Here is a 12,229-nt window from a genome sequence, read left to right as displayed (position 1 = left end):
GATTCATCAAGCGGTAGAAGATTATATTTATTATTACAATTACCAGCGGTTCCAATCTAAACTGAAACAGCGCGCGCCGATCGAATACCGGTGCGCGCTGGCAGCATAGCTTTTTTCATCTGTCTACTTGACAGGGGTATGACCAATTTAGCGGGTTTTCAGTATGGAGGCGAGGGGAGTCGAACCCCTGTCCGAAGATCACGCCACATAAGCTTCTACGGGTGTAGTCACAGATTTGATGTCACCCGGGGTAAACTCCCTCAAGGACATTTATATCCTTCAATTACATGGGGTTTACGTTCCAATTTACTGAGTTGCAATAATTTATTTATTATCATTATATCTCCACATAATTGGGGTCCATTATTTTTATATACAATATATTGACTCGTATAAATAGACCACCATCTTCTTAACGCATACTTATCTGCCTCCTCTTCGGGCCGATCATTTTCATCTATCATTGTTGTTGAAGTAACGGGATTATTTTTATCGTACCATTGATACCTCAAAAAGAAGTTCTGAATCCTAGCATACTCTTCTGGGGTTATTTTTTTGATTATTTTATCTAAATGTTCTTGCCATCTATCCTCAGAAAGTTGAACAAACGGTGTAGTCATCAACACAGGAGATAATAATTTTTCATTTAAATTAAATTTAAATTCACTATTAACATCTTCTATTTGGTATTTCACAATTAACGCTTTCGCTGTGGAATCAAATGTTTTCGACTCTGCTAATATTCTTGTCATTTCAGTGTAAAGGATCGCAACTGATTGCTCTATCTCCTTACTCTCATTGTAAGAAATTTGTATGTAGACTGTAAGTAAGGTTAATATAATACCTATTGGACCTGCAACTATTCCACTTATTAGAGCATCTGTAACAGAATGTTTTCCAATACCTCTCTTTTTAATTTTCAAAAAAACTAACCACCATATCGAACCAACAAATAAAATTAGTAATGTTATAGTTACTGCTAAAATTATCATTTCAACTACCTCTCTACATTAGAAATCCATTCTCACTCATTAATATCGGATTCTCCAAGTAATCATTGTAGCCTTAACTCATATACCGATAGCTTTCTTTTTCGAAATGCTAAGATAAAAAATACATCATATGTTTTAGAAAATACAGATGAGAGAACCTCATGCAGTACTCTCACAGGTATTGTTGGAGACGGGCAAGCTCGCATTGCCAAAGTATGCACTGCCAGGAATGGCGTGGCAAGGGTATTACATAGACACTGAAGGAAATGTATTTGGCATTCATCAGCCAGATGAGAATGCCAAATAATATTTTTCATCGCATACACAAAAACCCGACCTCACGAGGTCGGGTTTTTCAAATGGAGGCGAGGGGAGTCGAACCCCTGTCCGAAGATCACGCCACATAAGCTTCTACGGGTGTAGTCACAGATTTGATGTCACCCTAGAGTCGCTCTGTAACCAGCTACTCTTTGGGTCAGCCTGATTATCTTCTTCAGCTCACCGCAGGCGGAGATGAGACAGCGTATTCCACTATATGTTAGCCCCTAATCTAGTCACATGGACGATGCTAGGTAGAAGCTCGCTCACAGGTTATTAAGCTGCGAAAGCGAAGTTGTTGTTTTGTTTGCCGTTTAATAGGCTTTAGCGTTGATGAAGCGGACGCTCCCCACTACCCGCTACCCATGCTCGTACTATCCCCGTCGAATCCAAAAACGCCCCCGTATTTGAAACACATCATAATCCTCGTAAGGTTATATGCGTTTCTTAAAGGCGCATCTCTTCTCAGGTTAACGAGTTGGATGCTAAATTAATGCGCATTAGTTGTTACTATGTGCGCCTCATTACAAACTTAGTATATCATATTCTCCTGATGATTACCGACAATGTTGTTGGAAGTGCAGGAGGTAGTTACCACTGTCATAGATTGATCATATAATCACTCTATTATCTAGCGACTTTCTGTTTTTCACGCAGAGCCCGCTGAATATCACGATCTGCATCTCGTTTAGCTGCTGTATCACGTTTATCGTATTGCTTCTTACCACGCCCGAGTCCTAATAAGAGCTTAGCATAGCCGTTACGAACGTATACTTTAAGCGGTACAAGTGTGTAACCCTGTTGCTTCGTGAGTCCAATCAACTTGTTAATTTCAAGCTTCTTAAGTAGCAGCTTACGAGTTCTTGTTGGATCATCTGGATTATTACGGTTACCTTGGTCAAAAGGAGATATATGCATATTATGAACGAACGCTTCACCATTACGAATAGTAGCAAATGCGTCACCAATATTGGACCTTGCTTGACGAAGTGACTTAATCTCAGTACCTGTTAGTACAAGACCACATTCAAACGTGTCTTCGATAAAATAATCATGAGATGCTTTCTTATTCTGAGCAAGCAGTTTGCCATCGTTCTTCTTAACCATGCGTAGGACTCCTTCCATAAGCAGATACCAAAGGGCGAAGGGTGTCCGCCTTCGCCCTTTGCATGCCGACCACTTTAACATCAAGTGGTCTTATTGTACCAACTTCGCCTTGAGAAATCAAGGCGAAGCTAACTCCTAGCGCCCTTCTCAAAGAGGGCGCTTGCCTTTGTTGCCGAGCACGTTAACTTTGCTCGCCCAGTCACCGGCATAGCCGGACTTATCGGCGTCAGCACGACGGCGCTGATCACCATTTCCTGCTACTGTGGAATCGGCAGCATGACCACGTTTCGCACCACGCGTATTTTCTACTCCTGCGCTAACAGAAGACTCACTTGTAGATTTACCTCGTTTATTACCACGAGAATTACTCTCACGAACTCCGCCGCTTACATGCTCACTTGAATGTATACGTTGCTGCCCTTGAGCAATTACACCTTCACCCGTGCGCTTACCTCGCCCTTGAGCAGTTGCACCTTCACTCGTTTGTCTAGCTCGTCCTTGGGCACTTACACCATCACCCGTACGTTTACCTCGCCCTTGAGCACGAGATTTCTCCTCACGTATGCCGCTTATGTCAGCATCCGCTTGCTTATTCGATGTTGCATTTACAATTGGATCTAACATAACCGCTCCTTGTTTACGACCCTTACGAGATTTACCTCCGCGAGTTCTACCACCTTCAACAGATGTTACTGAATTAGTATCAATGTCTCTAATCGGTTCATTCGCCTGAAGAATAATCCCTTCATCGCTACTCCGTCCCTTGTCTCTATGCTTACCGCGGCGACCCGAACCTTCACTTGTACTTACATCCCGAGCAGTTAGTAATCCTGGAATTTCATTCGTGTTACCGCTCATTAATCCAGCCTGCTTATTGGATCGACCCGATTTAGCATCCTTACTAAATCTATCTGGCTTTCCTTTTTTGCCGAATTTTCCAGGCTTGCCAAAGCTATTACCGCCTTGACCACCCTTAGCACCGCGATTACCGTCACGACCTCCTTGGTCGCCTCCACGTGCCCCTTTACGGCCTCCACCGAACTTATCGAATACACTTGCTTTACCACCACTGCGCGGCTTCATATCGACCATTTCGAAGTCTATCGTATGGTCATCCATGTTCACACGTGCTACTCGAATCTTCACTTCATCGCCAATGCGATAAACTTTGGAAGTGCGCTCACCCACTAAGGTATGGTGCATTTCATGGTAATTATAATAGTCATCCGTCAGATCACTTAGACGAATTAAGCCTTCAACTGTATTCGACAGCTCGACGAACATACCGAAGCCTGTAACTGAAGAAATAATCCCTTCGAACTCTTCCCCAATTTTATCAAGCATGAACTCAGCTTTCTTCAATGCTTCTGTATCACGCTCTGCATCCACTGCTACACGCTCACGCTCTGATGATTGCTGTGCAATCTCCTTCATGCGCTCGGTCATATATTCATTACGCTTCTCACTTAGCACACCGCTTTCAAGCACTTCACGGATCATACGATGGATCACTAAGTCAGGATAACGACGAATAGGTGAAGTGAAGTGGGAATAGAATTCCGCCGAAAGCCCAAAATGTCCTAGACTTTGCGCTTCGTAGCGCGCTTGCTTCATGGAACGAAGCATAACCGTTGAAATAACCGCTTCTTCCTTCGTACCCTTAATTGCCTCTAATACATCCTGTAACGCTCTTGGATGAACTGATTTATTGCCTCCGCCTTTAACCACATAACCGAAATTTGCTACGAACTGTAAGAAATGCATTAATTTTTCTTGATCAGGATCTTCATGGACACGGTATAAGAAAGGTACTTTGAGCCAGAAGAAATGCTCCGCTACCGTTTCATTCGCTGCAAGCATGAATTCCTCAATAATCATTTCTGCAATTGTGCGATCCCGTTTGATAATGTCTACGGCTTTACTATTCTCATCGACGATAACCTTGGACTCTTGAAAATCAAAATCAATCGCACCACGGCGCATCCGCTTATCTCTAAGCTTCATAGCAAGCTCTTCCATCAAGCGGAAATCATCCACGAGATCAGCATAGCGTTCCATGAGGTCAGGATTGGCATCAGGCTCAGTCAATATTTTGCGTACATCGCTATAAGTCATTCGTTCCGTTGTTTTGATTACCGAGGTGAAAATATCATGCCGCACAACGGTTCCATTGCTATCGAACTCCATCTCACATGACATCGTTAGACGATTCACATGTGGATTCAGAGAGCAGATACCATTGGATAATCGATGAGGCAGCATCGGGATCACACGATCAACTAAATAAACGGAACAACCACGCGCGTATGCTTCCCGATCGAGCATCGAGCCTTCCTTGACGTAATAGCCGACATCAGCAATATGTACACCAAGTACATAATTGCCATTCGGTAGATGCTCTACATTGACTGCATCATCCAAATCCTTGGCATCTGCACCATCAATTGTAACGATCCGCTTGTCCCTTAAATCACGGCGACCTTGTCCAACAAGCTCTTCGTCGCTAATGGATTCAGGTGCAGAAGCGGCTTCAGCCATTACTTCATCACTAAATCCCTCTGGCAAATTATACTTGCGAATAATCGAGAGGATATCCACACCCGGATCATCCTTATGACCCAGAACTTCAACAATTTCACCCTCTGCAGCTGCTCGTCCTTCAGGATAATGCACAATTCGTGCTACAACCTTCTGACCATTAACAGCCCCTTGGAAAGCCCCCTGGGGAATGAAAATATCTCGATTCACACGCTTATCATCCGGAATCACAAATCCAAAATTCTCATTCGATTGAAAGGTCCCGATAATTTGTGTATTAGCCCTAGTAATGACTTGTACCACTTCACCCTCGGTTCTACCACCGGAAGGACTTTTGGATGTAATACGTACCAGAATGGTGTCGCCATTCATCGCTGTATTCATATCAGCTGCATTAATATATACATCCTGCTCATTACGATCCTCTGGAATCAAGAAGCCAAATCCCTTGGCATGCGCTTGAAGTCTGCCCCTTAGCATATTCATCCGTTCTGGGACGCCATATCGATCATTATGTGTGCGCAGGATATACCCCTTATTCTCAAGCTCATTTAATATTTTCAAGAATTGTTTGAAATCTTCAGCGCTATTAATACCATAATGCTTCTCAAGCTCTCCGTAAGTCATCGGTCTATACGCGATCTCACGCATAAACATTAGGATATCTTGTTCTGTTACCACTAACATCACCTTCTGTCCATCTGCCATTTATTTACTCAAGAAGAAACGGTGCACCGACTTTATAAGACAACAGTAGCTTTCGCATTAAACTGCATATGGGCTTTCGTTTCTTAAGGTAAATTTCAAAAATTTTATCGGTTAAGTTGTTATACTTTCTTTCTATCTACAAATAAAAAACAGCAGGTATAGGTTGCCCCTGCTGTCTTAAATTTATTTGTTACGAGGATTTAACAAAATAAGCTACGACAAGAGACAATATGAAAAATGCACTTGCCAACCCTACTGTTAGACGTTGCAAAAACAACTCTAATCCGCGTGCTTTTTGTTTACCGAACAAATGTTCAGCACCACCAGAAATTGCACCCGCAAGTCCTGCACTTTTACCTTTTTGTAGTAAAACTACGATAATTAATCCAACCGAAGCGATTACAAGTAAGACTTTCCATAAAAGTTCCATATCGACACCTCATAATTATTTAAACATAAATGAAACAAGCAATAATCATTTTACCATAGAAGTTACCTAGTAGCAATAACTATACATATTCAGGAAAAAAGAGGGGCCTAAATAAGGCCCCTCTATCTATTTAAATTACTTAGCAAAGTTTTTCAAGTTGTAGAATGCTTTGCGACCTGCGTATTGTGCAACATAAGCCAATTCGTCTTCGATGCGAAGCAATTGGTTGTATTTCGCAACACGGTCAGTACGGGAAGGAGCACCCGTTTTAATTTGTCCAGCGTTAGTAGCTACTGCGATGTCAGCAATTGTGCTGTCTTCGGATTCGCCTGAACGGTGGGAGATAACAGCTGTGTAACCAGCACGTTTAGCCATTTCGATTGCATCAAATGTCTCAGTAAGCGTACCGATTTGGTTAACTTTAACCAAGATGGAGTTACCGATTCCTTTTTCGATACCAGTTGAAAGACGCTCTGTGTTTGTAACGAACAAGTCATCACCAACAAGTTGAACTTTGTCGCCCAATTTCTCAGTAAGCAATTTCCAACCGTCCCAATCATCTTCAGACATTCCGTCTTCAATCGTGATGATTGGATATTTATCAACCCATGAAGCAAGTAGGTCAACATACTCAGCAGAAGTGTATGATTTACCTTCGCCTGCAAGTGTATATTTGCCATCTTTGTAGAACTCTGTGGAAGCAACGTCCATACCTAGGAATACGTCAACGCCTGGTTTGTAGCCAGCTTTTTCGATTGCTTCAATGATTGTCGTAATTGCTTCTTCATTGGAGCTAAGGTTTGGAGCAAATCCACCTTCGTCACCAACAGCTGTGTTAAGACCTTTAGATTGAAGTACTCCTTTCAAGCTGTGGAAAATTTCTGCGCCTGTACGAAGAGCTTCTTTGAAGGTTGGTGCTCCAACTGGAAGAACCATAAACTCTTGAACGTCGATGTTGTTGTCTGCATGCTCACCACCATTGATGATGTTCATCATTGGAACTGGAAGCTGCTTCGCGTTGAATCCACCAAGGTATACATAAAGTGGGATGTCTAATGCTTCAGCTGCTGCACGAGCAGTTGCCATGGATACAGCAAGAATTGCGTTGGCGCCTAGTTTACCTTTATTAGGAGTTCCATCAAGCTCGATCATTTTGCTATCAACGCCAACTTGATCAAGAGCGTCTAAACCGATTAGCTCAGGTGCGATGATTTCGTTCACGTTGTTAACAGCCTTCTCAACACCTTTACCAAGGTAACGACCTTTGTCACCATCACGAAGCTCTACAGCTTCGTGAGCGCCTGTGGAAGCGCCTGAAGGAACGATTGCGCGGCCCATTGCGCCGGATTCTAAGTATACTTCTACCTCAACAGTTGGGTTACCGCGGGAATCAAGCACTTCGCGTGCATAAACGTCTGAAATAATTGTCATTTTGAATACACTCCTTTGATTTACTGAAACGGTGTCGTTTCTAGATTGTGATGGTTGGTATGATTTATTATTTCTCGATAATAGAACGTCCTGTCATTTCTGCAGGTTGTTCAATCTCAAGTAAACTTAACATAGTTGGTGCGATGTCGGCAAGAATACCGCCTTCGCGAAGCTTAACAGTTGGATCTGTTACGATGAACGGAACAGGGTTCGTTGTATGAGCAGTGAATGGACGATCCTCTTCATCACGTACAATATCAGCATTACCGTGATCTGCGGTAATACAAACAACGCCGCCCTTAGCAAGAATCGCTTCAACTACCTTACCCATACATTCGTCAGTAACTTCAACTGCACGAACGGTTGGCTCTACAAGACCAGAATGTCCGACCATGTCTGGATTTGCAAAGTTTAGGATAATCATGTCTTGCGCTTCTGCTTCGATTTCCTTCACAACTGCTTCTGTAACTTCATATGCGCTCATCTCAGGCTTCAAGTCATAGGTTGCAACTTTAGGCGATGGAATAAGAATACGCTTTTCACCTGGAAGCTCTTCGTCACGTCCACCATTGAAGAAGAATGTTACATGTGGATATTTCTCCGTCTCAGCAATACGCAATTGGTTCAAGCCCTTTTGCGATACAACATCACCGATTGTGTTCTTAATATCTTTTGGTGAGAAAGCTACATAACCTTTAACAGACTCATTATAAGTAGTCATACATACGAAGTATAGATCTTTAGGTGCTTTCTCCCCACGTTCAAAACCACTGAATTCAGGACTTGTTAGCGCCTGTGACAGCTGAATTGCACGGTCAGGACGGAAGTTGAAGAAAATGATTGAATCACCAGATGCTACTTCTGTTAAAGGCTGACCGTTATTATCTACGATAACGGTTGGTAGAACGAACTCATCAACAACGGATTCCTCATACGATGCTTTCACCGCTTGAATCGGATCTGTATGCTGAGGTCCTTCACCATATACCATGGAGCGGTATGATTTCTCTACACGCTCCCAGCGTTTATCACGATCCATTGCATAGTAACGACCTTGAACAGTTGCAATCCGTCCTACGCCAATCTCTGCAATTTTCGCTTGTAGTGCTCCTAAGTATCCCACAGCTGAAGATGGTGCTACATCACGGCCATCAAGGAAAGCATGAACATAAACATCATTAAAGTTCTCACGTTTAGCAAGCTCTAACAAAGCATAAACATGCTCGATATGCGCATGAACACCACCGTCAGACAGTAGTCCGAGTAAGTGTAATTTCTTTCCGTTCTCTTTCGCATGGCGAACAGCTCCTACGAGCTTCTCATTCTCGAAGAACTCTCCATCGCGAATTGATTTCGTTATCCGAGTCAAATCTTGATATACGATACGACCTGCACCGATGTTCAAGTGTCCTACCTCAGAGTTGCCCATTTGACCTTCTGGCAAACCTACCGCTTCACCACAAGCTGTTAGCGTTGTGTGAGGGAACAGGCTGCGATAACGATCGTAATTAGGTTTGTTTGCTTGTGCAACAGCATTCCCTTGCACTGTGTCGCGCAAACCAAATCCGTCCATAATGATTAACGCAATAGGTTTACGAGCAGCCATTTACTTCGCCCCCTGAACAAGCGCGATATACGACGCTGTTTCAAGTGATGCTCCTCCGACAAGAGCGCCATCGATATCTGGTTGACTCATATATTCAGTTACATTGCCAGGCTTAACAGATCCGCCGTATTGAATACGAACTGCATCTGCTACGGATGAATCGTACAGTGAAGCAATTAAGCTACGGATATATCCGATAACATCCTGTGCGTCTTCTGCTGTTGATGATTTGCCTGTTCCAATCGCCCAGATTGGCTCGTATGCAACAACTACTTGCTTCGCAAGCTCTGCACTTAAACCAGCAAACACTGCTTCAGTTTGAACTTTACATACGTCTTTCGTCTGTCCAGCTTCACGTTCTTCAAGCTTCTCTCCAACACAGACGATTGGTGTCATACCATACTTAAATGCAGCGTGAACTTTCTTGTTCACTGTTTCATCTGTTTCTGCAAAATAAGCACGACGCTCGGAATGTCCGATAATCACATAATGTACGCCAAGATCTTGTAGCATTACGCCAGAGATTTCTCCAGTGAATGCGCCATTCTCTTCCCAGTGCATATTCTGTGCACCTACTTTAATGGATGTACCTTTAACAGCCTCCATTAATGCTGGTAAGTTCGTGTAAGGAGCACATACAACACTCTCCACACCAGCTACTTCAGCTCCGCCTTTAATTTCGTTTACGAAAGCAACTGCCTCCGAAACCGTCTTAAACATCTTCCAGTTTCCTGCGATAATTGGTGTTCTACTCATGATATTCGCTTCCTCTCTACTTATCGTTCAATGCAACAACGCCAGGAAGCGCCTTGCCTTCCATAAATTCAAGTGATGCTCCGCCACCAGTTGAGATATGATCCATTTTGCTAGCTAAGCCAAATTTCTCAACCGCAGCTGCTGAATCGCCACCACCGATAACTGTGTATCCAGCAGTTGCCGCGCAAGCTTCTGCAACAGCAAGTGTACCACTCGCAAATGATTCCATTTCAAATACACCCATCGGGCCATTCCATACAACTAGCTTGGAAGTCTTGATTGCTTCTGCATAAATTTCACGAGTTTTCGGTCCAATATCAAGACCTTCCCAATCAGCAGGAATAGCTGTCGCATCAACGGTTTGAATATTTGCTGTGTTGCTAAAATCATCAGCTACAACGAAGTCTACAGGAAGAAGCAATTTTACATTGTTTGCTTTTGCCTTCTCCATAAAGCTTAGCGCAAGATCAAGCTTCTCGTTATCTACTAGTGATTTACCGATCTCATGGCCTTGTGCTTTGATGAATGTATAAGCTAGTCCACCACCAATAATAACATTATCAGCGATTTCCAACATTTTATTAATAACATCGATTTTGTCTTTAACTTTGGAGCCACCAATGATAGCTGTGAAAGGACGTTCTGGATTAAGAAGTGCTTTACCAAGTACATTAAGCTCTTTTTCCATCAATAGTCCTGATACAGCTGGCAAATGATGCGCAATACCTTCAGTTGAAGCGTGTGCACGATGTGCAGCACCGAAAGCGTCATTTATGTACAGGTCTGCAAGTTCAGCAAATGATTTTGCAAGTTCTGCATTGTTCGTTTCTTCACCTTCATAGAAACGAACATTTTCAAGCAACAAGACATCGCCATCATTCATCGCTGCCACTTGTGCTTTTACCGCATCGCCAATTGCTTCATCAGCTTTAGCTACTGGTTTACCAAGTAACTCAGATAAGCGAACCCCAGCCTGTGTTAAACGCATTTCCTCAACGAACTTACCTTTTGGACGACCAAGGTGAGAAGCCAAAATCACTTTTGCTCCACGCTCCACCAAATATTTAATTGTCGGTAACGTTTCGCGAATGCGGGTATCATCGGTAATTTGTCCATTTTCCATCGGCACGTTAAAATCTACACGCACAAACACTTTTTTGCCGGAAACTTCAACGTCGCGTACACTCTTCTTGTTCATAGGAAAGCCTCCCCAAAGTTTTGTCGTTCTTTATCAGAAATAAAGAGGAGAATCACTTCTCCTCTTTAATTAAATGACACATGTATAGAAGGGCTGTTAATTACAGACCTTTTTTAGCGATGTAAGATACAAGGTCAACTACACGGTTGGAGTAACCCCACTCGTTGTCATACCATGAAACTACTTTCAACATGTTGTCGCCAACAACCATTGTGCACAAGCTGTCGATTGTGGATGAAGCTGGGTCACTGTTGTAGTCGGAAGATACAAGTGGCTCTTCGCTGTAGTTCATGATGCCTTTAAGTCTGCCATTAGCTGCTTCTTTCAAAGCGCTGTTAACTTCTTCAACTGTAATGTTTTGGCTAAGCTCTACAACCAAATCAGTTACGGAAACGTTTGGAGTAGGAACACGCATAGCCATACCGTTCAATTTACCTTTAAGTTCAGGTAATACAAGAGCAACTGCTTTTGCAGCACCTGTAGTTGAAGGAATGATGTTCTCAGCAGCTGCACGAGCACGACGAAGGTCTTTGTGCGGTAAGTCAAGAACGCTTTGGTCATTTGTGTAGGAGTGAACAGTTGTCATCATACCTTTAACGATACCGAATTTGTCATTGATTACTTTTGCAAATGGAGCTAGGCAGTTTGTAGTGCATGAAGCGTTGGAGATTACGTTGTGGTTAGCAGCATCGTATTTCTCTTCGTTAACACCCATAACGATTGTGATATCTTCGTTAGTTGCAGGAGCGGAAATAATAACTTTCTTAACGCTGCCTTTGATGTGTGCTTCTGCTTTTTCTTTAGCTGTGAAAATACCAGTGGATTCAACTACTACTTCTACACCATAGTCTGACCAAGCAAGATCAGCAGGGTTACGCTCAGCAAATACTTTAACGGATTTACCGTTAACTTTAATTTCGCCTTCGCCAGCTACTACAGTAGCGTCAAGAACGCCATGCGTAGTGTCATATTTCAAAAGGTGAGCGAGCGTTTTTACGTCTGTTAGGTCGTTAATTGCTACGATCTCAACATCTGGATTGTTAAGTGCTGCGCGGAATACGTTACGGCCAATACGTCCAAAACCATTAATACCAACTTTAGTCATAGTATGGTACCTCCTAAGAATAATATATATATTTCAAGAC

Annotated in this window: 11 protein-coding genes, 1 other RNA gene and 1 pseudogene; 2 read left to right on the top strand and 11 right to left on the bottom strand. The window is 42.9% G+C overall.

The window, feature by feature from the left end; translation table 11 throughout:
* Window position 1 precedes the first annotated feature (1 nt).
* The gene (locus AC1DOK_RS21345) at window positions 2-109 is read left to right on the top strand and encodes an IS3 family transposase (RefSeq protein ID WP_477554110.1); all 108 of its coding nucleotides are present in this window, start codon (window positions 2-4) and stop codon (window positions 107-109) included.
* Between the two features lie 151 nt (window positions 110-260).
* Here AC1DOK_RS21345 and AC1DOK_RS21340 read toward each other — a convergent pair whose 3' ends face one another.
* The gene (locus AC1DOK_RS21340; RefSeq protein WP_477556331.1) at window positions 261-992 is read right to left on the bottom strand and encodes a hypothetical protein; all 732 of its coding nucleotides are present in this window, start codon (window positions 990-992) and stop codon (window positions 261-263) included.
* 187 nt (window positions 993-1,179) lie between these two features.
* Between AC1DOK_RS21340 and AC1DOK_RS21335 the strand changes: the two are divergent.
* A pseudogene (locus AC1DOK_RS21335) lies at window positions 1,180-1,299 on the top strand (VOC family protein); the annotation flags it as partial.
* 50 nt (window positions 1,300-1,349) lie between these two features.
* Here AC1DOK_RS21335 and ssrA read toward each other — a convergent pair.
* From ssrA to gap, 10 genes are all read right to left on the bottom strand, one after another.
* Window positions 1,350-1,713, bottom strand: a transfer-messenger RNA (tmRNA) gene (gene ssrA / locus AC1DOK_RS21330).
* 224 nt (window positions 1,714-1,937) lie between these two features.
* On the bottom strand, window positions 1,938-2,417 hold the full coding sequence (smpB, locus tag AC1DOK_RS21325; protein ID WP_477556330.1) for an SsrA-binding protein SmpB: 480 nt from the start codon (window positions 2,415-2,417) through the stop codon (window positions 1,938-1,940).
* The gene (locus AC1DOK_RS21320) at window positions 2,410-2,538 is read right to left on the bottom strand and encodes a hypothetical protein (RefSeq protein ID WP_477556329.1); all 129 of its coding nucleotides are present in this window, start codon (window positions 2,536-2,538) and stop codon (window positions 2,410-2,412) included. The genes smpB and AC1DOK_RS21320 overlap by 8 nt, the downstream gene beginning before the upstream one ends.
* Window positions 2,539-2,564: 26 nt before the next feature.
* On the bottom strand, window positions 2,565-5,636 hold the full coding sequence (gene rnr / locus AC1DOK_RS21315) for a ribonuclease R (protein ID WP_477556335.1): 3,072 nt from the start codon (window positions 5,634-5,636) through the stop codon (window positions 2,565-2,567).
* A gap of 217 nt (window positions 5,637-5,853) precedes the next feature.
* On the bottom strand, window positions 5,854-6,093 hold the full coding sequence (gene secG / locus AC1DOK_RS21310) for a preprotein translocase subunit SecG (protein WP_477556328.1): 240 nt from the start codon (window positions 6,091-6,093) through the stop codon (window positions 5,854-5,856).
* Between the two features lie 135 nt (window positions 6,094-6,228).
* A complete protein-coding gene (gene eno / locus AC1DOK_RS21305) occupies window positions 6,229-7,524 on the bottom strand; it encodes a phosphopyruvate hydratase (protein ID WP_477556327.1) in 1,296 nt (431 codons plus the stop codon).
* A gap of 67 nt (window positions 7,525-7,591) precedes the next feature.
* Entirely contained in the window at window positions 7,592-9,130 is a 1,539-nt protein-coding gene (gene gpmI, locus AC1DOK_RS21300) for a 2,3-bisphosphoglycerate-independent phosphoglycerate mutase (protein ID WP_477556326.1), read from the bottom strand.
* Window positions 9,131-9,886, bottom strand: a complete 756-nt coding sequence (gene tpiA / locus AC1DOK_RS21295) for a triose-phosphate isomerase (RefSeq protein WP_477556325.1) — start codon at window positions 9,884-9,886, stop codon at window positions 9,131-9,133.
* 16 nt (window positions 9,887-9,902) lie between these two features.
* The gene (locus tag AC1DOK_RS21290; protein WP_477556324.1) at window positions 9,903-11,084 is read right to left on the bottom strand and encodes a phosphoglycerate kinase; all 1,182 of its coding nucleotides are present in this window, start codon (window positions 11,082-11,084) and stop codon (window positions 9,903-9,905) included.
* 100 nt (window positions 11,085-11,184) lie between these two features.
* Window positions 11,185-12,189, bottom strand: coding sequence for a type I glyceraldehyde-3-phosphate dehydrogenase (gene gap, locus AC1DOK_RS21285; protein WP_477556323.1), 1,005 nt, complete (start codon window positions 12,187-12,189; stop codon window positions 11,185-11,187).
* Window positions 12,190-12,229: the final 40 nt, after the last annotated feature.

The sequence above is a fragment of the Paenibacillus sp. P5_B5 genome, assembly GCF_056400365.1.
The sequence above is the reverse complement of the archived record's forward strand: the minus strand, read 5'-3'. Positions and strand labels throughout refer to the sequence as shown.